Here is a 25912-nt window from a genome sequence, read left to right as displayed (position 1 = left end):
GGCGCTTTAGAACTTCATGCGCAGATTTGCGCCGACCGTGTGGCTTTCGACCTTGTCGCCGAACTCGCCGACGTAGTTCAGGCGCAGCGACATGCCGTTGTCGTTTCCGAACCGGACATCGGCTCCGACCCGCCACGCCTGCTCTTCGATCGGCGTGGTGATGAAGGCCGGCGCCGCATCCGGATTGGAGCCCAGAAGGCGCATCGGAGCCACCAACTCGTCTTCCGAATGGAAGACCCGGCCCACGGTGAAGGCGGCCGACGCGCTGGATCCCTGCCCGTAGTCCGAGCGGAAGCCGAAGGCGACCTCGGGGTTCAGGGTGCCGATCACCTCGGTGTCCGCAAAGCCCTCGACGCCCAGGCCGGCCATGCCCTCTTCGACGAAGCCGTCGCGGTACAGGGCCGTCACCGATCCGCGCAGGGCCGGACGGACATAGAAGCCGCCCGTGCTGAAGATGTGCGCCACTTCGGCGTCCATCCGCAGATAGCCGGTGTCGTTGTTCGACTCGCCCTTCAGCGGCTGGAAGACGTTGCTCAGGCGCGTCGTGTCGATGGCCTGCCAACCGCCGCTGATCGACACGCCCATCTGGCCGCCGTCCGGCGCCGTCTGGCGCAGGCCAAGGCCGCCGTGGAAGCCGTCGCCCTCGAACATCGCCCGGCCGTTGTCCACGAAGTTGTGGCCCAGGTCGTCGTAGCCGAAGGCTCCGCCCACCACCCAGCCTTGCCCGACCGGCTGCTCGAAGCCGGTGCGGAAGCGGGTGGCGGCGTCGCCCGTGATGCCGAAGAACTCGCTGTCGCCCTCGCGCTCGAACTCGCTGGTTTCGATCTGCGCCCAGGCGCAACGGTCGCTCGCCGGGGCGAAATCCGAACCGCAGCTGAAGATCTGGTCGGCGAAGTCGCGCGACGCGCTGAACTGCGTCACCGTCGGAGCCAGCAGAGGCTCCGGGTTCAACTCATTGAAGATATAGCTGTAAACATCCTCGTCACCGACCTGGAGGTTGCCGATCAGGGCCATCAGCTGGCCGATGCCGGAGGACCCGCCGGCGGCGATGGCCGAGTCCATATGGTAGCCGAGGGCCCGCCCGTTCCGGTTCAGGAAGTCCTGGCCGAAGTGGGTGCTGAACGCGAGGTGCACGCCGTCGGCGTCCGCCTCGATCCGGTAGTCCATGGCCAGCGTGTCTTCGATCTCCAGGCCGTTATCGACGCCCACGCCGCCGGTGGCGAACAGGGTGACGCGGTCGGAGTTCTCCAGCCAGGTCAGGATCACTTCGCCGGTGCCGTCGACGGTGGCGTCCCCGGTCGCGTTCACGCGGTCCGAGGCATAGGGACCGTAAGCCACATCGAAGACCAGGTGGCCGGTTCCCGTCTGGACGTAGTTGCCGTCCAGCGCGACCGTGTTGATGACCCGCGAGCCGTAATACAGGTTGGTCGACGGATCGCCCTCGGCGTCCAGATTGCCGAACGTCGCCCCGTTGGCGAGGTCGATCGGGGTGCGCGAGGCGCTGAGCCCCATCAAGAACGAGCCGGCGTTGGTGAACACGCCGCTGCTGCCCGGACCGTCCTGCAGGTCGATGGCGTTGAACGCCAGGAAGGTCCCGTTCACACCATTCAGAACGGAGTTGGTCCCCGATCCGAGGTCGATGTTGCCGAAGATCGCGCCGGTGTTCTCCACCCGGTCGTCGCCCGCGCCCGTGTCGATCGCCAGACCCGAGATGGCCGAGACCGAACCCGAGGTGCGGATCATATTGGATGCGCCGCCCGACAGGCGGATGCCGACGCCGGCGCCCGTGCCGCCCCGAACCATATTGTCGGACAGGACGGTGATGTTCCCCGCTCCCGTGCCGCCCAGGCTCTGGGCGAAGACGCCGATCGAGTCCTCGCCCGGAGCGAAGACCACGCCCGAAACATCGAGGTTGATCGCGCCGCCCGCGCCCGCGCCGCCGGCCGTGCCGGCGAAGACGCCGTCGATCCAGCCGCCGCCGCCGCCCAGGCTCTGGGCGATGACGCCATAGGCGCCCTCGCCCATCACCACGATGGAGCCGGTGTGGTTCAGGGTGATGACGCCGCCGTTGCCGCTGTTGGCGGCGTTGAGGTTCACCGTGGCGTTGTTGAAGGATCCGAACACCGCGCCGCCGCCGCCGCCGATAGACTGCAGCAGCATGCCGTGCGAGCCGGCGCCGATGGTCTGCAGATCCCCGCTGTGGGTCAGGTTGATGATCCCGCCGTCGCCGGCCGCGCCCAGGACTCCGCCCAGATTCACGATCGGCGCGTTGACGCCGCTCATGAAGGTGACGCCGCCGCCCGCTCCGATCGACTGCACGACCAGCAGGGGCGAATGATCGCCCAGGCTGACGGCTCCGCCGCTGATGTTCGAGGTGATCGTGCCGCCATCGTTCCCGGCGCCGCCCGAGGCGCCCAGGCTGACGGTGGCGACCGTATCGCCCGGGGCGGCCAGCGGATCGAAGATCACCGGCTGGACCATCGGGGTCAGGCCGTCGTTCTTGTCCATCAGACCTTGCAGAGCCTGCGGTCCCCCCGCCACGACGACAGGGCTGACCTTGGTCGAGACGCCAGTCTTGGCCGACAGGACCGGCATCACTTCCGGCGCCGGAGCGGCCGGAAGCGCCGGGGCGCCGTTGGCCGAGCCCGTGCCGCTGACGGTCACGGTGGCGAAGCCGCCGCCGCCGCCGATCGACTGCAGGATGGCCGCCGCGGACAGGTCGCCCGCGGTGCCGATCCGACCGACCTGGGTGCGGTTGATGTCGCCGCCGTCCGAGGTCTGGCTGTTGACGGCGCCCAGGGTGACCGAAACGTCGCCCAGCAGGGTCCCCGCCGGAGCGGTCAGGTCCATGATGCCGCGGCCGCCGCCGCCGCCGATGCTCTGGAACAAGGCGCCCGGAGCGCCTTCACCCACGGTCGTCAGGCTGCCCGAGTGGCCGCCGAGGATATCTCCGCCCTCGTTATCGACGCCGTCGACGCCGCCGAGGTCGATCTGGAACGCCAGGGGGGCCGCCGGCAGGATCACCGTCGGATCGTTCAGCGCGGCCAGGGTGGCCGACAGGTTGACCGTGCCGCCGCCGCCGCCGACCGACTGCATGAAGGCGCCCACGCCGTGATCGCCGCCGACGCCGAAGGTGCCGCTGGTGTTCACGGTGACCGAGCCCGCATTCATGCCGCTGGCGCCGTCGGCGCCCGCGCGAGCCGCCACCAGGGGATCCGCCGCGGGCGGAGGAGTCCCGGAGCCGACGAAGGGCACGCCCGGCAGGCCGGTGATGCCTGAGAAGTCGAGCGCCAGGGTGCCGCCGCCGCCGTTGATGCTCTCGGCGTTGATGGCCATGGAGCCGGCGCCCAGCACGGTGATGTCGCCGCTGTGGTTGACGGTCACCGAACCGCCGATCCCGCCCGCGCCGCCGCCGAAGACACCGCCGATCAGGGCCGAAAGGGCGTTGCCGATCACCATGCTGCCCGGCTCGGCCGTCAGCGAGAAGCCGAGATTGGCGTTGCCGCCGCCCCCGCCGATCGACTGGGCCTGAATGCCGTGCGCGCCCGCGCCGCGGGTGGTGATCGAACCGCTGTTGGTCACCGTGACCGCGCCGCCGTCGCCGCCCGATCCGCCGAAGCCGCCGATGGTGATCAACGGCGCGTTGCCAGAAGCGCCGATGATCAGGTTGCCGGCGATCGCCATGCCGCCGTTGCCGCCGCCGCCGCCCAGAGACTGGGCGAAGATGCCGTGCGCACTGTCGCCGGTGGTGTCGATGACGCCGGCGTTGTCGACGATGACCGTCCCGGCCGAGTTGCCCGTGCCGCCGGTGCCGCCGTAGCTGAAGGTGAAGGTCCCGCTGTCCGCGCCCGACCGCATGCCGGTCAGCGAAAGGATGGACGAGCCGTTGCCGCCGCCGCCGCCCAGCGACTGGGCGAAGATGCCGTAGGCGCCGTCGCCCTCGGTGACGATCAGGCCCGTGCTGGCCGCCGCCGTCGGACGGTTGATGACGGTGACGTCGCCACCCGTGCCGCCGGAGCCGCCCGTACCGCCGATCAGAACGGCCAGACGGTGCGTGACCTGCTCGGTGGTGGTGAAGCCGGCCACCACGTCGAGCACCAGCCCGCCGTCGCCGCCGCCGCCGCCGATGCTGTTGGCGCTGATCCCCGCCGCGTCGCGGCCGGTGGTCCAGATCGCGCCTTCGTTCAGCACATTGACGACGCCGCCGTAGCCGCCCGAACCGCCGGACCCGCCGACGGAGACCGTCAGGTCGTTGCTATTGCGCGAGCCCTGCAGGCGGGCGTTGATCGCCGCGCCGCCGATGCCGCCGCCGCCGCCGATGGACTGGGCGCGGATGCCGTTGGCGTTCACGCCTTCGGTGGTGATGACGCCGGTGTTGGTGACGTCGACCAGGCCGCCGTAACCGCCCGAGCCGCCGCTGCCGCCGACATTGACCGATACGGTGTTGCTGGTCGCCGCGCCGGGCGAGCCCCCGACCTGGAAGGCCAGGGTGCGGGCGTGACCGCCCACGCCGCCGCCGCCGCCGATCGACTGCGCCAGAATGCCGTCCGAGTTCGCGCCGAAGGTGGCGATGCGGTCGTCGTTGGTGACGGTGACCCGGTCAGCCTGGCCGCCCGTGCCGCCCGAACCGCCGATCCCGACGGTGGCCGCGCCCGCGGCGCGCACGATGGCGTTCGCGCCCGTGCCGCCGACCCCGCCGCCGCCGCCGATCGACTGCGCGAAGATGCCGCGCGAATCGTCCTGACGGGTGACGATCTGGGCGTGGTTGAACACCTCCACCACGCCGCCGGTGGCGCCTGAGCCGCCTTCCAGCCCGACCGACAGGCCGGCGCTGTAGCCTTCGGCGTCCTGTCCGGTGCCGCTGGTGTGGGCCACCCCGACCGTGAAGGAGCCGCTAGAGCCGCCGCCGCCGCCGATCGACTGGGCCAGGATGCCCGACGACAGGCCGCCGTTGGTCTCGATGGCGCCGTCCGCCGTGACGGTGACGTCGCCGCCGTCGCCGCCCGTGCCGCCCAGGCGGCCGATGACCAGGTTCATGTTGTTGCGAGACAGCGGACCCATCGCCAGGTCGAACGAGGCGTTGCCGCCGCCGCCGCCGATGGACTGGGCCCGGATGCCGGAGGAGTTGTAGCCTTCGGTGCCGATGTTGCCCGTGTGGTCGACGGTGACAGCCTGGCCGATGCCCGCCGCGCCGCCGCGTCCGCCCAGGGCGAAGCTGACCGAGTTGGCGTTGCGCATCAGGCCCAGGCTGATGTTCAGGAAGGCGCTGCCGCCGCCGCCGCCCAGCGACTGGGCGTGCAGACCGTCCGCGCCGGCGCCGGTAGTGAAGATATTGCCCGCGTGGGTGACCTCGACGATGCCGCCGTCGCCCGCGTCGCCGCCGTTGCCGCCGATGGCGACCGTGGCCGCCATCGCCGCGTTCTGGCTGGGCGTACGGTTGGTCAGGGCCAAGGCCATGTTGATCTGGGCCGCTCCGCCGCCGCCGCCGACCGACTGGGCCAGCAGGCCCGTCGAGCCGTCGCCGAAGGTGCGGATCAAATGAGGATCCGCCACGCCGCCCAAGCCGCCCTGATAGCCGCGCACCACGGTGACGTCGCCGCCGTGGCCGCCCGCGCCGCCCGAGCCGCCGACGCCGATGGCCACCGGCTGGCCGCTGGGCGCGATGGCGCCGACGGCGTTGATGCCGCCCGAGCCGCCGCCGCCGCCGATCGATTGGGCCACGATGCCCATCGATCCGCCCGCGTAATCGACCGCCACGAACCGGTTCAGCCCGGTCAGCGGGTCCGCTTCCAGTCGCGCGTTGACTAGCACGTCGCCGTTCGAGGTCAGGTCCACGTCGCCCGCGTCGGCGCCCGCGCCGCCGTTGCCGCCCATGCCCGCCGCGAAGGCGAAGCCGTTGGTCCGGCTTTCGCCGCCCGCCAGCGAGATATTGGCCGCCACGTTCAGGGCGCCCGCGCCGCCGCCGCCGGCGACGCTCTGCACCAGGATGCCGGTCGAATTCGTGCCTTCGACCATGACCTGGCCGTTCTGCACCACGGTGACGTCGCCGCTGATGTTGCCCGCGCCGCCGAAGCCGCCCAGGCCGAAGACCAGCGAAGGCTCGGTCGTCGAGGGGTCAGAGGTGAAGCCGCCCGAGATGTTGATGCCGCCCGCGCCGCCGCCGCCGCCGACCGACTGGATCAGCAGGCCGCGCGAGTTGACGCCGCTGGCGAAGACGTCGGCGTCGATGTCCGCCGTTACGCCCATGCCGAAGCCGCCGCCGCCGCCGAAGCCGCCGATGCCGGCGACCAGCTGGCCGTCCATCGAGATGCCGCCCGAGATATTGATGCCGCCGGCGCCGCCGGAGCCGCCGATGGACTGGGCGCCCACCGCGATCCGGTCGTCGCCGACCGAAACGACCTGCACCCGGTTCGCGCCGGGCGCCCGGATGGTCAGTTCGACCTCGCCCGCGTCGCCGCCCACGCCGCCGAAGCCGCCGATGCCGATCGCCGCCGTGCGGCTGGTTCCGCCGCCGGCGCCGGGGACGGTCAGGCTGATCTGGCCGGTGACGTTCAGGCCGCCCTGGCCGCCGCCGCCGCCAATCGACTGGACCAGCACGCCGTGCGAGCCGTTCGACCGTTCGCGATAGCCCGGAATGGTGAAGTTCAGACCCGGGAAGATGCCCGACAGGTCGATCGGGGCGTGGACGATGTCCGTGCCCACGCCGTTGGCGATGACATTGCCGGTGATGGTCGCGGAGGCGCCCTGCGCCGTGCCGCCGCCGCCGCCGAAGCCGCCCAGGCCGAAGCCGAAGCCGCCCGCCGTGCCTCGCGTCGTCCCGGCGATTCCGCCCGTGACGTTCAGGCCGCCCGCGCCCCCGCCGCCGGCGACGCTCTGGACGATAATCCCGTCCGAGTTGGCCCCGCTGGTGAAGGTGTCGCCGGTGCGGATCAAGGTGGCGGATTCGGAATTGCCGCCGCCGCCGCCGAAGCCGCCGATGCCGATGCCGACCGTGCCCGCCGTGCCGAGACCCAGGGCGATCGAACCGTTGACGTTCAGCCCGCCCGCGCCGCCGCCGCCGCCCAGCGACTGAACGGTCACGCCGTCCGCCTCGTCGCCTTCGGTCTGGTAGTCGCCGGTGATCGACGCGGTGACCACATTGCTATAGCCGCCCAGGCCGCCGAAGCCGCCCAGGCCGAAGCCCGCGGCCACCGCTGCGCTGTTGCCGGCGCTGATGGCCACCTGGCCGTTGATGTTCATGCCGCCCGAGCCGCCGCCGCCGCCGACGGACTGGATCAAGGCTCCGTACGAGCCGCGCCCCAGGGTGTTGACGTCGCCCGCCAGGGTCGCGGTCACGATGCCGGCATAGCCGCCGCCGCCGCCGAAGCCGCCCAGGCCCACGCCGATCACGCCGTTGACGCCCTGGCTGGCGCTGAAGCCGCCCGTGACGTTGAATCCGCCCGCGCCGCCGCCGCCGCCGATCGACTGGATCAGGGCCCCGTGGGCCTCGTCGCCGCCGGTGACGATGTCGCCGGTCAGGGTCGCGGTGACATTGCCCGCATAACCGCCGCCGCCGCCGAAGCCGCCGACGCCCACGCCCAGCACGCCCGCGCCGCCGCCGCTGTCGATCGACAGACTGATGCCGCCGGTGACGTTGAACCCGCCCGCGCCGCCGCCGCCGCCGATGCTCTGGATGCTGGCGCCGAACGAGCGGTCGCCCAGCGTCAGGATATCGCCGGTGAAGGTGGTGGTGACGTCACGCGCGAAGCCGCCGCCGCCGCCGAAGCCGCCCACGCCGACCAGCAGGTTGCCGGCGATCGTCTTGGAGCCCGCGATGCCGCCGGTGATGTTGAAGCCGCCTGAACCGCCGCCGCCGCCGACCGACTGCACCAGCAGGGCCGAGGCGTCATGGCCCTGGGTTTCGATGTCGCCGTTGATGGTGGCCGTGACCGCCTCGCCGTCGCCGCCGGCGCCGCCGCCGCCGCCCACGCCGACGCCGATGTTGCCGGCCCCGTCCTTGGCCACGCCGATGCCGCCGGTGATGTTGAAGCCGCCGTTTCCGCCGCCGCCGCCCAGGCTCTGGGCGGTGATGCCGCGCGCGAAGTCGCCCAGGGTCAGGACCGCGCTCAGGTCGTCATTCGGATCGGCCACGCCGACGTTGACGTTCAGGGTCACGGCTCCGCCGTCGCCGCCGGTGCCGCCCTGCCCGCCGACGCCCACGCCGACCGTGCCCGCGCCGTTCGCGGCCACCGCGATGCCCGCCGAGACGTTGAAGCCGCCCGAACCGCCGCCGCCGCCGACCGACTGGGCCAGAATGCCGTCGCTGTCGTCGCCGGCGGTCTGGGTCGTGCCCGTCACGTTCAGGGTCGTGTGGCCGGCGTTGCCGCCGCCGCCGCCCGAACCGCCGATGCCGACGTTGATCGAGCCCGAGATCTGGGCGTTGGCCGAGATGCCGCCCGAGATATTGAACGCGCCCGCGCCGCCGCCGCCGCCCAGGCTCTGGGCCACGATGGCGTCGGATTGCGCGCCCAGGGTGGTGACGTCGCCGTTGACGGTCGCGGTCACGCGAACCGCGTTGCCGCCGGTGCCGCCCGCGCCGCCCAGGCCGACCGACAGGCCGACCCCGCCGCCGCCCGAACCGACGATATTGCCCGAGACGTTGAAGCCGCCCGAACCGCCGCCGCCGCCGACCGACTGGGCCAGGAAGCCGCCCGACTGGTCGCCCTCGGTGCGGATGCCCACCGCCGTGGCGTCCACGGTGCCGGCGTGACCGCCGCCGCCGCCCGCGCCGCCCAGGCCGACCGAGACCGCACCCGCATAGCTGCCGCCGCCCCCGATCGTCCCGGCGACATTGAAGCCGCCCGAACCGCCGCCGCCGCCCAGCGACTGGATCACCACGCCCGCCGACTGGTTGCCCTGCGTATAGACTTGGCCGAAGGCGTCGCCGATCACGGCCATGCCGTCGCCGCCGCTGCCGCCCGCGCCGCCCAGGCCAAAGGCGCCCGCGCCCCCGAAGGTGCCGCCGCCGCCGATGGATCCGCTGACATTGAAGCCGCCCGAGCCGCCGCCGCCGCCGACCGACTGGACCAGCAGCCCCCCGGACTGGTCGCCGTGAGTCCAGATGGTGTCCGCGCTGCCGGTCACGGTCCCGGCGTTGCCGCCGCCGCCGCCGGAGCCGCCCAGGCCAATGGACAGGCCGCCGCCGAAGGTGCCCGCCGCGCCGATGGAGCCCGCGACGTTGAAGCCGCCCGAACCGCCGCCGCCGCCAACCGACTGGACGGTCACGCCGACCGACCGGTCGCCGAAGGTTTCGACCCCATCGCGGATATGGCCGGTCACCGCGCCGCCGATGCCGCCCGAACCGCCCGAACCGCCGACGCCTGCGGAAGCGCCGAAGGACGCCGTGCCCGCGGCGGTGACCGCCGCCGAAACATTGAAGCCGCCGCCGCCGCCGCCGCCGCCGACCGACTGGATCAGCGCGCCGCCCGCGTCGTCGCCGCGAGTCAGAATCGTCCCGTCGAAGGCCGCGTCGACGACGCCGCCGTTCCCGCCGACGCCGCCCGAACCACCGACGCCGACCGAAACCGAGCCGGAGACCCCGCCCGCGCCGGAGCCGCTCACGGCCACGGTCCAGCCGCCCGTGCCGCCGCCGCCGCCGACCGACTGGGCCACGAGCCCGGTCGAGAACTGGCCGTCCGTCTGGATCGCGCCACCCGAGTTGACGTCGACCTCGCCGCCCAGACCGCCCGCGGCGCCCGAGCCGCCCAGGGCCAGGGCGAAGGCGCCCGAAATCGTTTCGCCGCCGGAGAAGGCCATCGACAGGGCGAAGCCGCCCGAACCGCCGCCGCCGCCCACCGATTGGGCGAACAGACCTTCGGCGTAGTCGCCGTCGGTGATGATGGTGACGTCGCCGTCGACCATCACATGGCCGCCGTGACCGCCCGTGCCGCCGTTGCCGCCGACCGCCGCGCTGGCGCCGATCGCATAGCCGAACGAGGTCTGGGTCGCGAAGCCGCCCGAACCGCCGCCGCCGCCCACCGACTGGGCGAAGACGCCGCGGGACCGGTCGCCACTGGTGTAGATGACCGGCGCCACCGTCTGCGGAACGCCGCCGACGGTGACGGTGCGGTTGAAGAAGTTGACGTCCACGTCGCCGCCGAGGGCGCCGGTGCCGCCGGTGCCGCCGATGGCCACGCCGGCGAAGGCGCTGACCGAATTCGAAATGCCGCCGTTGCCGCCGCCGCCGCCGACCGACTGGGCGAAGACGCCGTGCGCGTCATCGCCGTGGGTGGTCAAGTTGTTGGAATTGTTGACGGTCACCAGGCCGGACAGGGCTCCGGCCCCGGCGCTGCCGCCGATGGTCAGGAACACCCCGCCCGCCGATCCGCCATCGCCGCCGCCGCCGCCCACCGACTGAACCTGCAGGGCGTGCGACCGGGCGCCGAAAGTCTCGATGGCGCCGTTGTTGGTCACGGTCACCGCCGCGCCGGTGCTGGCCGAGGTGCCGCTGCCGCCCAGGGTGACCAAACCGCCGCCGTCGCCGCCCGCGCCGCCGCCGCCGCCCACCGACTGGGCGAAGATGCCGCGCGCGAAACCGCCGTGAGTGGTGATCCGGCCGTCATTGTTGACGGTCACGACGTTGCCGTTGCCGCCCACGCCGCCTGAGCCGCCCAGCGCGGCCACGCCGCCGCTGGTGGATCCGGTGCCGCCGCCGCCGCCGACCGACTGGGCGAAGATGCCGTCGCCGCCGCGGCCCCAGGTGGTGATTTCACTCGCGCCCGTGGTGGTCACGGTGACCGTTCCCGCGCCGCCGGCGCCGCCGCCCGAGCCGCCCAGCGCCACGACGGCCCCGGTGCCCAGCGCATTGCCGCCGCCGCCGCCGATCGACTGGGCGAAGATGCCGCGCGCATCGCGCCCGACCAGCCCCGTCGTATCCGTGCTGCTGCCGACGGAGATGACCGCGCCGCTTTCCACGGTGACGTTGCCGCCCGTGCCGCCGCTGGCGCCGCGCGAGCCGACGGCCACGACCAGGGCGCCGCTGACGCCGCCATTGCCGCCGCCGCCGCCGATCGATTGGGCGAAGATGCCGTGCGAGGCTTCGCCGGTGGTGGTGATGAAGCTGCCGTTCTGGGCGAAGACCTGGGCGATCTGCCCGTTGCCGCCCGTGCCGCCGCCCGATCCGATCGTGCCCAGGCCGACGCTGAAGCCGCCTTCACCGCCGCCGCCGCCGATCGACTGGGCGAACAGGCCGTAGGCGGCCCGGCCCGACGTATAGACCTCGGACCCTGCTTGGCCGCGCACGATCGCCGTGCCGCCATTGCCGCCCGCCGCCCCGTCGGAGCTGAAGGTCACCAGACCTCCGGCGTTGCCGGCGTCGCCGCCGATGCCGCCGATGCTCCGGGCCGTCACGCCGGACGAGCCGTCGCCCGTGGTGGTGATGCGGCCGTAGTTGATCGCTTCCGCCGCGCCGCCATGACCGCCGGTGTTGCCCGAGCCGCCGCTGCCGAACAGGCCGTAGCTGCCGCCGCCGCTGCCCGCGCCGCCGCCCAGCGACTGGGCGTAGACGCCGTGCGAGGCGATGCCGCTGGTGGTGATGTTGCTGTAGTTGGTGACGGTCGCGCTGCCGCCCGCGCTGCCGCTGCCGCCCGAGCCGCCGGTGGAGAAGCCGTAGCCCGAACCGCCGGCGCCGCCGACGCCCGCCCGGCTCTGGGCCATGACGCCGTGCGAGCCGTTGCCCGAGGTCGAGATGGTTCCGACGTGCGAGGTCAGGTTGACGTTGCCGCCCTCGCCGCCCCGCCCGCCCGAGGCGCCGCTGGCGCCCAGGTAGCCGTCGCCGCCCGAGCCGCCGTTGCCGCCCACGCTGGCCACGATGATGCCGGGACGCCCGTTGGACGCGGTGCTGATATCGCCGTGGGCGGCCGTGACGTCGGTCGTGATGTCGGCGCCGCGCGCGCCGGCGCCGCCCGAGTTGGCCGAAACGAACAGGGCGCCGTCCCGGCCGCCGCTGCCGCCCGCCGCCTGACGGACGTCGGCATAGGCGTTGTTATCGCCGGCGCCCGAGGGCAGCGGCAGGGGGCCGGCGGGCCCGCCGCCGGGGTTGGTGCTCAGGGCCGTGACCGTGCTGACGACCTCGCCGTTGGCCAGGGTCACCGAAACGACCCGGCCCGAGACCGTGGTCTGGGATGCGATGGCCGAGGTCACCGCGGGGTTGGCGGGGCTCGGAAGGTGCGCGCCGACGGTGATGGTGGTCAGGATGAACTGGTCGCCGGTCACGATCACGCCGTTGGGGACCACGGCGGTGACGGTGACGTTCAAGCCGGTGACCGGATGCACGACGGTGTCGCCGACCACGACCGACAGCGGGCTGACGATGACCGGGGCGCTAACCGGAGCGCTGACCGGCGGCACATCCGTCGCGGCGGCCGCGGCCATGGGCCAGAAGGCGGCGCCCGCGGCGACGAGGGCGCCGATGCGGCGCAGGTTGCGGGCCAGACGGCGGTTGCGGATCGTGTCGCCGACGCGGGGACGCCGGGTCTCGCTCGCCAGCGCCATGCGCGCGCAAAGGCGCTGCAGCGAGGCGCGCAGGAGCCCATCCATATCGTCAGGGTGTCCGGCCAGCAGATCGCACAGGCTATCCAGCTCGGCGATCGAAGCCTGTCGGGATCGAGCCGGAATGCGTTCCGGTTCGAGATTGGCGGCCAGTTGATCCACCAGCAGCGAAACACGCGCCAGACGGTTCGCCCTCACGGAACGCCCCATAGCCTTAACCCCCGGTTATCCACACCCGTAGAAACACCTAATGCACAAAGATGCACAAGACGTTTCGCTCCTAAGTGGAATCGCTGACCGGGCCTCAGGGCGTGGGAAGGAACCGGCAGGACGAGGCGGCGGCCAGCGTCAGGCAGCGTTGCTGGAAGCCCGCGGGGTCAGGCTTTGCGCCGGCGCCGATCCAGCCTTCGAGCGCGTTCAGGGCCGTCAGGTAGCCGCCGTCTTCCAGCTTGCTGTGCTGGTCCTCGTCGGTCAGCGCCTGCGCCAGCAGGTCCGACCGGCCCGCCCGCGCCACCGTCTCGGCGTACATCGCATCGGCCTGCCAGGTGACGGTCGGGTCGTGGCGGGCGTGGATCGTGACGGTCGGGGCGACGATCTGGCCGGACAGATCGGCGTCATAGGCCAGCTGCTCCACCGCTCGCGGATCGGCCGTGAACCGCTCTACGCCCGCGTTCAGGGCCGCGTCGTCGGAAGACCCGCTATAGACAGTATGGCTGTTGTCGAACGGATTCAGCCCGCCCAGCCGCTTCTGCACCAGATCCTGGAACAGGAAGGTCGCCCAGCTCATGTGCGCGACCAGTTCGTCCTCTTCGATGCCTGTGACGGCCAGGATGTCGCGCAGGCGGCGCGTCTGGTCCGCGCGGCGATCGCGTTGCGACAGGCCCAAGCCCGTGCACTCCACGATCCGGCGACGCAACTCGGCCCGCGTCATCGTCGCATTGGCCGGCAACCCCTGCCAGACCGGATACGCGCCGTCCTGCCGGGCCGGGTGGTTGCGGCAGTAAAACTGATAGACGGCCCGCAGGTCAGCCCGGAACTGATAGGCCCGCGTGCCGCCCATCAAAACGCCATTGGTCAACAGCACGCCGTCGTAGTTCAGCCGGCCCGTCTCATCCTTGCCGTACAGTTCCGCCGCCTTGGCCGCGACGTTGCCGCCCCATGACTGGCCGTGCAAGATGGTGCGCGCGGGGCGTCCGAACTGGTCCCAGAAGATCTTGCGGCTGTTGTCCGCGTCCTCGGCGGCCATGCGGACGCCGTAGCCGCCGCGACGGTAGGTCGATCCGATCCAGGCGTAGCCCTGCTTCACCATCACCGAGAACCGGTCCAGATCCTCCAGGGAGTCCGGCGCCTCGGGATCGCCGGTGCGCGGACCGCCGTGCGCGTGGACGATCAATTCGTGGTTCCACGCCGTTGGCATGGCGATGATGTACCAGGCGCCGTTGACGTCCCGGCCCGACAGGCACTGGACCTCGCGCCCCACCGACGCCGGGCAGGCGATCGGCGTCTGCTCGCCGGCCGTCAGCGGTGACCGGGCTTGCGGGGCGACGGTCTGGGCGCACGCCGCCGCGGGCGCCGCCAGCATCAGGGCTCCGATCAGTCCGGCCAGTCGCTTCATGAGGGCTCTCGCGCATACAGGTCCGGCGCGGACCGTTCGATCCGCGCCGGTTCAGTTCAGTCTCAGAACGTCTTGGAAATGTCGACGTACAGGTAACGGCCATAGGGGCGCTGGACCGAGCCCAGATAGCCGCCGTCGGCCAGCGACGGACCTTCGTCGGTCAGATCCCGCACGCCGACGCGCAGCTCCGTCCCGGCGGCGGCCCCGAACTGGTCCTCGAACGTGTACTGGCCGTACAGGTTGAAGACCGTCTGGTCTGACACCTTCCACGGCGTGCCGGTCGCGCTCAGCAGGCTCGTCTGGAAGACCTCGCTCACATACTGGGTCGAGGCGCCGACCCGCCACGGACCGTGGCGCCAGGTGAAGCTGGCGTTGACCTTCCATTCCGGGCGGCCGTTCTGGGCGATCAGCTGGCTGGAGTCTGGCAGCGGGGTCAGCGCATTGATCGTTCCGGCCGCGCGGGCGGCGTACAGCGAGTCCACGATGTCCCCCGGTGCCCGCGAGAAGGTCAGCAGTTGCTGGGCGTTGGCGCGGAAGATGAAGGTGCCCCACTCGGTGCGGCGCTTGGCCCACGAGAAGCCGAAGTCCATGCCTTCCACCGTCTGAGGCAGCAGGTTGATGAACCGGTCGCTGATGGTCTGGGCCGTGCCGACCGGAGCCAGGCCGGTGCCGGCGAACAGGTCGATGTCATCCTGGTTCGGCGCCGAGCGCACCACGTTCGGGTTGGTCCCGCCCTGCACCCGGTTCAGGTACTCCAGCGCCAGGGCCGTCTGGGCGCCCAGCAGGCCGACGATCTGCTCCTGCTCGATCTTCCAGCGGTCGATCGTGAAGGTGAAGTCGCCCAGCACTTCCGGAATGAAGGTCGGCTGGAACACCAGGCCATAGGACCAGTTGGTGCTCTCTTCCGGCTGCAGGTCCGGGTTGCCCGCGATCTGCAGCGAAACGCTGGCGGTGCGGGTGCACTGGGTCATGTTGGCGATCGTGCCCTTGCGGATGTCCGCCTCGCAGCGGATGAAGTCCGGGGCGCTGGCCAGACGGGCGTACTGGGTGGCGTTCACCTGCTCCAGGTTCGGGGCGCGGAAGCCTTCCGAGTACGAACCGCGGATGCGCAGGCCGTCAACCACGTCCCAGGCGATGGCGATCTTGGGTTTGGCGACCGAACCGAAGTCCGAATAGTGCTCGACCCGGCCCGCCAGCTGCACGTCGATGCTTTGCACCAGCGGGATGTTCATTTCCGGCGAGACCACCGGGATGGCGAACTCGACGAAGGCGCCCGACACGGTGCGATCGCCCTTGGTGTCCGGGTTGGGGCTGACCGCCGACACGTTCGACAGATTGGTCTCGCCGGTCACCATGTCGACGAAGGTGTGGGTGCCGTCCAGATTCTCGTCGCGGTCGTCGCTCTGGGTCTCGCGACGGAACTCGACGCCCGCCGCAACCCCGACCGGACCGCCAGGCAGCTGGAACAGGTCGTTGCGCGAAATCTTGAAGTCGGCCAGCGCCAGGGTCGTGCGCGACAGGCGGCGCATGTCGAAGACAATGGCGTCGATGGCCGCCTGAGACGACGGCGTACAGTCGTTGTAGCTGGGCGTATCCACGCAGCCGCCGTTGAACGGATTGTAGGCGTCGGGCGTGGACAGGGCCAGCTGCTGCTGCAGCTTGGTCATGTTGATGTTGGGCGAGATGTCCTCGGCCTCGGCCTCGGAGTACAGCACCGCGCCTTCCCAGTCGAAGCCGCGCCATTCGCCGCGCAGGCCGCCCAGGATGCGCGTCTGGTAGTTCTTGACCGTCACTTCCTGGAAGCCGGCGTCGGCGAAGCGGTAGTTGCCCAGGCGCACGGCCAGGCCGCCGGCGGGGACGTTGGTCAGGTTGGGCAGGCGGTTCGGGTTCGGCTGGCCGTTGAAGGTCGTCGGGCCGAACGGGTTCCAGTAATTGGTGGCCGGGATCCACAGGCCGTTCAGGTTCACCACCGGCGGCTGGATCGCCTTGCTCTCGGCCGCATAGAACGACAGCTCGCCGAAGGCCGTGATGTTGTCCGTCAGGTCATAGTGGCCGGTCAGGTAGATGTTGGCGCGCTCGACCGACGGACGGACCGTGGTGCCCTTGCGGGTGTCGAAGCGCATCTCGCGGTTCACGCCGTTGTAGGCCGCCGCTCCACTGACCAGACAGGTCGCGCCCAGGTCCACGCCGACGCAGCCGAAGCTTTCGGGCTGATAGTGGAAGGCCCCGGCGGCGGTCGTCAGGACCACGTTGTTCGAACGCGGACGGGTCGCCGTCGTCACCGGGGCGATGCTCAGCGCGGCCCAGGTCGTGTGCGACGAGCGGGCGTCCGCCACGGTCGAGGTCTGGTAGCCGTCGAAGCCCGAGAAGAAGCCCCGCATGTCGTCGCTGGACGTGAAGTCCTGCTCATCCGCCATCAGCTGGGTGCGGTCGGCGTAGTTGAGGAACAGCGAGAGGTTGCCGCGGTCGAAATTCTTGCCCGCGAAGACATTGAACTCGAACTCGCGCAGGCCCGTGCCCTCGGCGCCGCCGTAGCGGGTCTGCAGGGTCAGGCCGTCGAAGTCGTCCTGCAGCACGGTGTTGACCACGCCGGCCACCGCGTCCGCGCCGTAGATGGCCGCGGCGCCGTCCAGCAGCACTTCGACGCGCTCGAGGCCCGCCACCGGAATGGCGTTGGAGTTGTAGCTGAGCACCGGCACCGTTCCGGTGTCCGACGTGCCCTGGCTGGTCGGGTGCTGCACCATCCGGCGGCCGTTCACCAGCACCAGGGTGTTGCCCACGCCCAGCGAGCGCAGATTGACCGAGTTCACGTCGCCGCGCGCCGAGTTGGAGGTCTGCGGGTTGTTGGCGCTGTCGAACAGCACGTCGCCCATCTGTGGGATCGAGCGCATCAGGTCGTCGCCCGACACCGCCCCCACGGCGTCGATCTGTTCCTGATCGACCACCACCACCGGCAGGGCGTTGGTCGTCGAGGCTCCGCGGATCTGCGAGCCGACCACGACGACTTCCCCCAGCTCGGCGGCCTCCTCCTGTGGTGACTGCGCCCCTTGGGGCGCGGTCTGGACCGGAGCTTCCTGAGCGGTCGCGGCGCCTGCGCTGAGCAGGGCCAGAACCGCCGCGCCGCCCAGCAGCGCGCCTCTATGCATCGACTTCATTCCCATTCCTCCCATTTAACCCCCAGCCGTTTCTCAGTCGGCTGTAAGAGCTTCCTTGTCCCCCGGCCCTGCGGCCGGATCCGGCGGCGCGGCGAGCGCCTTCGGTTGTGATTTCAGCGCGGCGTGGAGCGCATTGCCGTCCAGCTCGCCCTCCCAGCGGGCGACGACCAGGGTCGCCACCGCATTGCCCACGAAGTTGGTCAGCGCCCGGCACTCGCTCATGAAGCGGTCGATGCCGAGGATCAGCGCCATGCCGGCGACCGGCACGCTGGGCACCACGGCCAGCGTCGCCGCCAAGGTGATGAAGCCCGCCCCGGTGATGCCCGCCGCGCCCTTGGAGCTCAGCATGGCGACCAGCAGCAGCAGCACCTGCTGCTCCAGCGACAGATGGATGTTCATGGCCTGGGCGATGAACAGCGCCGCCATGGTCATGTAAATGTTGGTGCCGTCCAGATTGAACGAATAGCCGGTCGGCACGACCAGCCCGACCACCGACTTCGGCGCGCCGGCGGCTTCCAGCTTCTGCATCAGGCTGGGCAGCGCGGCTTCGGACGACGAGGTGCCCAGCACCAGCAGCAGCTCTTCCTTCAGATAGCCGATCAGCTTGAAGATCGAGAAGCCGTTGGCCCGGCAGACGAGACCCAGCACGCCCAGCACGAAGATCAGCGAGGTCAGGTAGAAGGTGGCGATCAGGGCGAGCAGATTGGCGATCGACGCCAGCCCATAGGCCCCGATGGTGAAGGCGAAGGCCCCGAAGGCGCCGATCGGCGCGGCCTTCATCAGGATGGCGACCAGACGGAAGACCACCTGGCTGAGCGACTCCAGCGCCCGCACCACCGGCGCGGCGGGCGCCCCGACGATGGCCAGCGCGATGCCGAACAGGATCGACACGAACAGGGTCTGAAGGATGTTCCCCTCGACGAAGGGGCTCAGCAGCGTCGTCGGGATGATGCCGGTCAGGAAACCGACGATGGTCGTCTCGTGCGCGGCGGCGGCGTACTGGGCCACGGCCCCGCTGTTCAGGGTGGACGGATCGATGTTCAGCCCGCGGCCCGGCTGGACCACATTGGCGATCACCAGGCCGATGATCAGCGCCAGGGTCGAGAAGACGAAGAAGTAGGCGAACGCCTTGCCGGCCACCCGGCCGACGCGTTTCAGGTCGCTCATCCCGGCGATGCCGGTCGAGATCGTCAGGAAGATCACCGGGGCGATGATCATCTTCACCAGCTTGATGAAGGCGTCGCCCAGCGGCTTCAGGTCTTTACCGAGCTCCGGCCAGAAATGGCCGATCAGCCCCCCGGCGACGATGGCCGCGAGGACGAGCACGTACAGGCTACGATACCAGGGCTTGCGCGCGGCGCCTGCCTCCGGCGTGGATGCAATCTGGATCAAAAGACCCTCCCGAAGAGACCGCTTGCCGGCCCCGGTTCGATTCACCGTCTGATGCGGTGACGTGGGGTCATTATCGTGAGCCCCGGTCCGGCCTCGCAAGCGAAAGGCCAGAATCGTCTACCGCATTGACTTCCCAAAGCTTACTGGCCTTTTCGCGCTTGCAAAAAACGCGATTTGAGCGGATTTCCGCACACGCCGTCTCGACATATGTGCGAAATCCCGCATTAGTCCTTCCATGCCCCGTTTTCTCGATTCCGCACAGGGCCAGTGGCGGGTCTTCGCCGCCTTCTGGCTGGTCGTCGCGATCGCCGCCGCCATGGTCGCGGGCGAGGTCGCGCGGCGCGAGGCGCGGGCCGGGGCCCTGCGTCAAGCGGCCACCGCCACGGCCCTGCACGCGGCTGTCCTGCGCAGCGAGCTGGAGCGGCATCGCTCCCTGCCCATGGTCCTGGCTCAGGACCCCGACCTGCAGGCCCTGCTGGCCCGCCCCGACGCCGGAAGCGTCGACCGGCTGAACCGCAAATTCGAGGGTCTGGCCCGTGAGACCCGCGCCGCCGTCATCTATGTGCTGGACGCCCGCGGCCTGGCCCTCGCCGCCAGCAACTGGAACCAGCCGATCAGCTTCGTCGGCTCTGACTACCGTTTCCGGCCCTATTTCTACGAGGCCATGCGCGACGGTCAGGCCAGCTTCTTCGCGCTGGGCACGGTCAGCGGCCGTCCCGGCCTCTATCTCTCGCGCCGTATCGCGGGCGCCGACGGGCGGCCCCTCGGCGTCATCGTCGCCAAGGTCGAGTTCGATGCGCTGGAGACCGAATGGCGGGCTTCGGGCGAACCGACCTACGTCACCGACAGCGACGGCGTGGTGCTGATCACCACCGTCTCGGACTGGCGATTCCACACCACCGGCGCCCTGCGCGCCGACCGCCGTCGGCGCCTGGCCGTGGATCAGACCGCGGGCCGCGCCGATCTCTCCGCCCTGCCGTTCGAGGCGTTGGCGCCCGGCCTGATCCGCCTGTCACGCAATGTGCCGCCCGACGTCTACGCCCGCGCCTCCGCCCCCATTCCGGACCTCGGCTGGCGGCTGCACCTGCTCTCTCCGGCCGGCGCCGGCATCGCGCGGTCCATCATGGTCGCCCGCGTCGTCGCCCTGCTCAGCGTCGCCCTGCTGGCGGGCCTGACCGGCATCCTGCTGCGCCGCCGCCAGCGCGCCATCGCCAAGGCCGCCGAAGACGTGGCCGCCCGCATCGATCTGGAGCGTCAGGTCGACGCCCGCACCGCAGAACTGCGCGCCGCCAACGGCCAGCTGAACCGTGAGATCGAGGAGCGCCGCCGCCTCGAGAAGGGCCGTCAGGACCTGCAGGACGAACTGATCCAGGCCAACAAGCTGGGCGCCCTGGGCCAGATCGCGGCAGGCGTGGCGCATGAGATCAACCAGCCCATCGCCGCCATCCGCACCCACGCAGACACGGCGTCCGTCTATCTGGAGCGGCAGGACACGGACGGCGCCAACCGCGCCCTGACCCGCATCGGCGAGCTGACCCAGCGGGTCGGCGCCATCACCGACGAACTGCGCGCCTTCGCCCGCAAGACCCGCTCGGGCGCCGTTGCCGTGGGGGTCGAGCCGGCCATCGACGGCGCCCTGCTGCTGGTCGGCGCGCGGTTGCGCGAGCGCGGCGTGACGCTCCAGCGCGGCCGGGTCCCCGCCGGTCTTGAGGTGCGGGCCGAGCGCAACCGCCTCGAGCAGGTCGTCCTCAACCTGCTGCAGAACGCCATCGAGGCGCTGGAGGGCGTCCCCTCCCCGATCATCGACATCTCGGTCACCGTCCGGGCGGGCAAGGTCACCGTGCGCATCTCCGACAACGGCCCCGGCGTCTCGCCCGAGGTGTTGGATCGCCTGTTCACCCCCTTCACCACCGACAAGCGCGACGGGATGGGCCTGGGCCTCGTCATCAGCCGCGACATCGTCGCCGGCTTCGGCGGCGAACTGGTCCACGAGCCCACTCCGCAAGGCGCCGTCTTCAAGATCGTACTGGCGAAGGCCGCATGAGTTTCCAGCCCTGCAACCGCGTCGCCCTGGTCGAGGATGACGACGCCTTCCGCGCCGCCCTGGCCGAACGGCTGAGCCTCGAGGGGCTGTCCGTCTCGGAGTTCCCGTCCGGCGACACCGCCCTCAAGGCGCTCGACGCCCGTTTCGACGGCGTGGTCGTCACCGATCTGCGCATGCCCGGTCTCGACGGCCGTCAGCTGGTCGACCGCCTGGCGGTGCTCGATCCCGACCTGCCCGTCGTGGTCATGACCGGCCACGGCGACATCGCCGAAGCCGTCGATGTGATGAAGCGCGGCGCCTACGACTTCCTGGCCAAGCCCTTCGCCCCCGAACGCCTGCTGGAGACCCTGAACCGGGCGCTGGAAAAGCGGGCCCTGGTGCTGGACAACCGCCGCCTCGCCACCCTGGCCATGGACGACGAGTGGTCGATCCCGCTCAGCGGCGAGAGCCGGGCCGTCACCGCCCTGCGCGCCGCCATCCAGCGTCTCGCCGACGCCGAGGTCGACGTCCTGATCGAGGGCGAGACCGGGGCGGGCAAGGAGGCCGTCGCCCGCGCCATCCACAACGCCGGCCGCCGGCGGGTGAAGCCCTTCGTCGCCGTCTCCTGCGCCACCCTCCGCGACGAGGGGCTGGAGAGCCAGCTGGTCGGCCACGCCGCCGGCGCCTTCGCCGGCGCTCTGCGCCGCCGTGAGGGCCAGATCGAGCAGTCGCACCAGGGCAGCCTGTTCCTGGACGAGATCGACCTGGCCCCCCGCGCCGCTCAGCTGCTGCTGCTCCGGGTGCTGGAGGAGCGCGAAGTCATGCCCCTGGGCGCGGGCGAGGCCCACGCGCTGGACCTGCGCATCGTCGCCGCCACCAAGGCCGATCCGGCCGAGGCCGTGGCTCGCGGCGATCTGCGCGAAGATCTGTTCTACCGCCTGAATGTCGTGCGCGTGCGCATCCCGCCCCTGCGCGAGCGGCGCGAGGACGTGCCCCTGCTGTTCGCCCGCTTCCTGGACCGCGCGGCGCGGCGGCTGGGCCGGGACATCCCGCCCATCGACCACGCCATCCGCCGCCGCCTGCTGGAGCACGACTGGCCGGGCAATCTGCGCGAGCTGTCCAACTACGCCAGCGAGGTCGCCGTCGGCATCGCCGCCCCGACCGAACGGCCGGAGACCGACCGTAGCCTGTCCAAACAGGTCCAGGACTACGAGGCCGAACTGATCCGGGAGGCTCTGACCGCCCACAGCGGCGACATGCGGCGGGTCACAGACAGCCTGAAGATTCCGCGCAAGACGCTGTACGACAAGATGGCCCGCCACGGCATCCAGCCGTCCGAGCACCGGCGGCGCTAGCCGAGCGCATCCAGCCCCACGGCGACGGCCCCCATCGGCCCCGCCTTCGCCCCCAGCCCCGGGGCCTGCACAAAGCGCTCGATGTCCGCCGCGATCTGCCCCGCCACGCCATAGCCCGCCAGACTCTCGACCAGCGAGGCGCGCAGGCGATCGAACAGCCACGGCTGGCCGTCCGCCACCCCGCCGCCGATCAGAATGCGCTGCGGACAGGCGGTCAGCACCACGTTGTGCAGCAGCCCGCCCAGCGCGTGCACCACCATGTCCCAGGCCGGGTCGTCCGGCGTCAGTTCCCCGCCCGGTCTGCCCGCGCGGGCCTCCACCGCCGGTCCGGACGCCAGCCCCTCGACGCAGTCGCCATGATAGGCGCAAACGCCGGGCCAGCTGTCGCCGGGCCGCCGCCCCACCTTCAGATGGCCCAGTTCCGGATGCCCCAGCCCGCGCACCGTCCGCCCATTGACCACCAGCCCGACGCCGATCCCGGTGCCCACGGTCGCATAGGCGTGGCTGTCCAGCCCCCGCGCCGCGCCCCACCGTCCCTCGGCCAGCGCCGCGCCGTTCACGTCCGTATCCAGTCCGACCGGCACGCCGAAGCCCTGGTGCAGCACATTCAGGTCGGCCCAGCGCCACGCCAGCTTGGTCGTCTCGGTGATATGCGCGTATTTCGGCGCGCGCGGGTCCAGCTCCACCGGCCCGAAACTGGCGATGCCGATGGCCTCGAACCCCGGCCCGGCCGCCCAGCGCTCCAGCACCGCGCGGATAGCCCCCAAGGTCTCTTCCGGCGAAGTCGTCGGCAGCCGCGCCTCATCGCGGATGTCGTCGGGTCCCGACGCCAGCACGCAGACACATTTGGTGCCGCCCAGTTCGATGCCCGCGATCAGCGGTGATCCGATTCCCGTGTTCATGGCGGCACCCTGCCGCGTCATGCGCGCTTCCGCCATGCCTCGACGGCGACGCAGGGGTTCAGCCCCGGCTGAACCGCCATTTCATACCCAACACCCCCGCCGCCATCAGCAGCGCGCAGGCGTTCGCCACCGCCACCGGCCATGCTGCGGTCATCACGCCGTAGATCGTCCACAGAACGAAACAGGTCACCGTCAGGGAATAGGTCTTCAACGACACCGCCGAGGCGTCCCGTTCCTTCCAGATCTTGATCATCTGCGGCGCGAAGCTGGTGATCGAGCACAGGGCGGCCGCCGTGCCGACGGCGTTGGCGATCAGGTCGTTCACGAGGGCTTCCGCCGCGCCGCCGGCTTGCCGTGCTCCTTGAGCGGCGTCGCCTTGTCCGGTTGAGCGGCCTTCACATCGTCGATCCGCAGCCCCCGCCGACCCTTGATCGGCGCGGCGGGTTTGCCCTGATGCACCGCGATCCCGCGCGCCTCGACCTCCATCAGGATGGCGTCCAGCTCCCGCTCGGTCAGGTGTTCGATGCCGATGAAGCGCGAGTCCGCCTGCTTCACCGCGAACACCAGCTCGTCCAGCTTGGCCTGCATGGCCGCCCCGTCGCGGTTCTGGGTGTTCTGGATCAGGAACACCATCAGGAAGGTGATGATGGTCGTGCCGGTGTTGATCACCAGCTGCCAGGTCTCGTTGAACTTGAAGATCGGCCCCGTCGCCGCCCACACAAGCACGATCCCGCAGCAGGCGATGAAGGTCCACGGCTTGCCGGCGATCTTCGCCGTCAGGGTGGCGAATTTGACGAACAGCTTTTCCATGGCGGCGTAACGGCCACGCTTGAGCTGGGTTCCTGTGTCAAGTTGGCGACAGATCGCCTCCGGGCCCTCGTCATGGAACCCGGCGCGGGCTCCCGAGACTGCGGAAAGTCAGAACCAGGCCGAACACGACTTCGATCGCGCCCACCGCGAGGATCGGACCACCCGGGATCGGCATATCAACGAAGATGCCGAAGAATCCCACAGCCGTAATAAGCCCCGCGAGCAACCAGAAGACGGGATCGCCATACACCGTCTTGAAGACCGCGTAGTGAGTTCCAACCGCGATGGCCGCCGCCGGAAACACCCACCCCGGTCGGAACGGAAGGAATAGCCAGGCGATGACCAGCCCGCCGATCATGGCCACGGTGCATTCCATTACAGTCGCGCCGAGAGGGTTCGCCGCGGCCGCCTTCGCTCTTCTGAACAGGCCCCGCACCAGCAGTGTGGCGACGGGGAAGATCACCATCCCGCCGAGAAACAGCACAATGAAAGCGGTCTGAACGCCCTGCGTCCGCTCGACGACCCCGGCCGCCAGCCAGACCAGCGCGGAAACGACGACACCGGGCCCTCCGCCGACATAGGCGCTCCGAAGATCCTGCTGTGCTTCACGGACGTCCATTAGTCCTCTCCCCTGTGAGTCCCCGGAACAATGAGGGAAGGCGGGCGCGTCCGCCAATCTTGTCGAACAACGGTCAGTTCACCGCCCGCGGCGCCCGGCGCGCATGGGTCAGTTGCTCGAACGCATGGCCCAGCGACAGGACCTTCGCGTCCTCCCACTTCCCAGCCATGATGCTCAGGCCGACGGGCATCTCCCGATCAAAGCCCATCGGCACGGTCAGGTGCGGATAGCCCGCCACCGCCGCCAGCCGGCTGGCCGAGCCCTGCATGTTGTCCTCGTCCTCGCGGTCATTGGTCCAGGCGCGCGAGGTCGTCGGCGCGATCAGGGCGACGACGGTATTGTCCGCCATCATCCTGTCGATCCCCTCGGGTCCCGCGGCGCGCAGCGAACTGGCGCGGGCGTTGACATAGACCGGATCCTCCAGCCCCGTCGTCGCCTCGGCGCGCAGGAACAGCTCCTGGCCGAACAGGACCGTCTCGCGCGGCTCGGCCGTGTTGAAGGCGATCAGGTCGGCCAAAGTCCGCGTCCGCACCTGCGTCGGGTCGGTCGAGGCCAGATAGGCGTTCAGGTCGACCTTCAGCTCGGTCATCAACACCTGCAGCTCCCAGGTCCCGAGGTTGCGCCAGTCGGCGGGCGGCTCGGTGATGTCGACGGTCACCGCCCCGGCGTCGCGCATCACCTGCAACGAGCGCTCGAACACCGCCCGCGTCTCCTCCGAATAGCCCGCCAGCAGGAACCGCAGCACCCCGATCCGCGCGCCGCGCAACGAGCCGGCGTCCAGCGCCGCCGCATAGTCGACCTTGCGCGCGTCCGCCTCGGCGGTCGCCGGGTCCAGCGGATCGCTGCCCGCGATCACCGTCAGCACCCGCGCCGCGTCCTGGACCGTCGTCGTGATCGGTCCGGCGGTGTCCTGCGAATGGCTGATCGGCACGATATGGGTCCGGCTGACCAGTCCTACGGTCGGCTTGAAGCCCACCACCCCGTTCACCGAAGCCGGACAGGTGATCGATCCGTCCGTCTCGGTCCCGATCGCCGCCGGCGCCAGGCCGATGGCCACCGCCGCCGCGCTGCCCGACGACGACCCGCACGGCGTCCGCGTCGGGTCGTAAGGGTTCAGCGTCTGCCCCCCGACCGCGCTCCACCCGCTGATCGAGTTGCTGGAGCGGATGTTGGCCCATTCCGACAGATTGGCTTTACCGACAATGATGGCGCCCGCCGCGCGAAGACGCGTCACAAGCGGCGCGTCCCGCCCCGGCGCATTCTCCGTCAGCGCCAACGACCCCGCCGTTGTCGGCATGTCGGCGGTTTCGATGTTGTCCTTCAGAAGGAGGGGATACATCCATAGTGGCGATGACGCCGATCCCGACGATGCCCCAAAGTTCTCCGGGGCGACCCAGCGAATGACGCTGTTGCTGACGTCCGCCTCGGCGGCCTGGTCCAGCGCCTCGCGGGCCCGACCAACCAGTTCGGCGACGGCTTCCGGTCGCTCACACAGGTTCGCGTTCCCGAGCGC

At 70.8% G+C, this 25912-nt stretch carries 11 protein-coding genes; 2 read left to right on the top strand and 9 right to left on the bottom strand.

Going from position 1 to position 25912, the window contains the following annotated elements; all coding sequences use genetic code 11:
• Positions 1-6 precede the first annotated feature (6 nt).
• From AC1RRF_RS02595 to AC1RRF_RS02580, 4 genes are all read right to left on the bottom strand, one after another.
• Positions 7-12726, bottom strand: coding sequence for a hypothetical protein (locus AC1RRF_RS02595; RefSeq protein ID WP_492832537.1), 12720 nt, complete (start codon positions 12724-12726; stop codon positions 7-9).
• A gap of 106 nt (positions 12727-12832) precedes the next feature.
• Positions 12833-14143 carry a hypothetical protein gene (locus AC1RRF_RS02590; protein WP_492832535.1) on the bottom strand — a complete coding sequence of 437 codons (1311 nt, stop codon included), beginning with the start codon at positions 14141-14143 and terminating at the stop codon, positions 12833-12835.
• A 62-nt stretch (positions 14144-14205) separates the two neighbouring features.
• Positions 14206-17298, bottom strand: coding sequence for a TonB-dependent receptor plug domain-containing protein (locus AC1RRF_RS02585; protein WP_492832533.1), 3093 nt, complete (start codon positions 17296-17298; stop codon positions 14206-14208).
• Positions 17299-17331: 33 nt separating this feature from the next.
• Positions 17332-18681 carry a dicarboxylate/amino acid:cation symporter gene (locus AC1RRF_RS02580; protein WP_492834128.1) on the bottom strand — a complete coding sequence of 450 codons (1350 nt, stop codon included), beginning with the start codon at positions 18679-18681 and terminating at the stop codon, positions 17332-17334.
• A gap of 244 nt (positions 18682-18925) precedes the next feature.
• Between AC1RRF_RS02580 and AC1RRF_RS02575 the strand changes: the two genes are divergently transcribed.
• Both AC1RRF_RS02575 and AC1RRF_RS02570 read left to right on the top strand, forming a co-directional pair.
• The gene (locus AC1RRF_RS02575) at positions 18926-20734 is read left to right on the top strand and encodes a sensor histidine kinase (protein WP_492832531.1); all 1809 of its coding nucleotides are present in this window, start codon (positions 18926-18928) and stop codon (positions 20732-20734) included.
• Positions 20731-22068 carry a sigma-54-dependent transcriptional regulator gene (locus AC1RRF_RS02570; RefSeq protein ID WP_492832529.1) on the top strand — a complete coding sequence of 446 codons (1338 nt, stop codon included), beginning with the start codon at positions 20731-20733 and terminating at the stop codon, positions 22066-22068. Before AC1RRF_RS02575 ends, AC1RRF_RS02570 begins: the two co-directional genes overlap by 4 nt.
• Here the strand turns inward: AC1RRF_RS02570 and AC1RRF_RS02565 are convergent.
• From AC1RRF_RS02565 to AC1RRF_RS02545, 5 genes are all read right to left on the bottom strand, one after another.
• Positions 22065-22970: an ROK family protein gene (locus AC1RRF_RS02565; RefSeq protein WP_492832527.1), complete on the bottom strand. Its 906-nt coding sequence runs from the start codon at positions 22968-22970 to the stop codon at positions 22065-22067. The genes AC1RRF_RS02570 and AC1RRF_RS02565 overlap by 4 nt on opposite strands.
• A gap of 58 nt (positions 22971-23028) precedes the next feature.
• The gene (locus AC1RRF_RS02560) at positions 23029-23295 is read right to left on the bottom strand and encodes a SemiSWEET family sugar transporter (protein ID WP_492832525.1); all 267 of its coding nucleotides are present in this window, start codon (positions 23293-23295) and stop codon (positions 23029-23031) included.
• On the bottom strand, positions 23292-23780 hold the full coding sequence (locus AC1RRF_RS02555) for a low affinity iron permease family protein (RefSeq protein ID WP_492832523.1): 489 nt from the start codon (positions 23778-23780) through the stop codon (positions 23292-23294). The genes AC1RRF_RS02560 and AC1RRF_RS02555 overlap by 4 nt, the downstream gene beginning before the upstream one ends.
• Before the next feature lie 70 nt (positions 23781-23850).
• A complete protein-coding gene (locus AC1RRF_RS02550; protein ID WP_492832521.1) occupies positions 23851-24399 on the bottom strand; it encodes a DUF7010 family protein in 549 nt (182 codons plus the stop codon).
• A 73-nt stretch (positions 24400-24472) separates the two neighbouring features.
• On the bottom strand, positions 24473-25864 hold the full coding sequence (locus AC1RRF_RS02545) for an amidase (protein WP_492834127.1): 1392 nt from the start codon (positions 25862-25864) through the stop codon (positions 24473-24475).
• Positions 25865-25912 lie beyond the last annotated feature (48 nt).

It is taken from the genome of Brevundimonas sp. GW821-FHT12C05, from assembly GCF_058807475.1.
The sequence above is the reverse complement of the archived record's forward strand: the minus strand, read 5'-3'. Positions and strand labels throughout refer to the sequence as shown.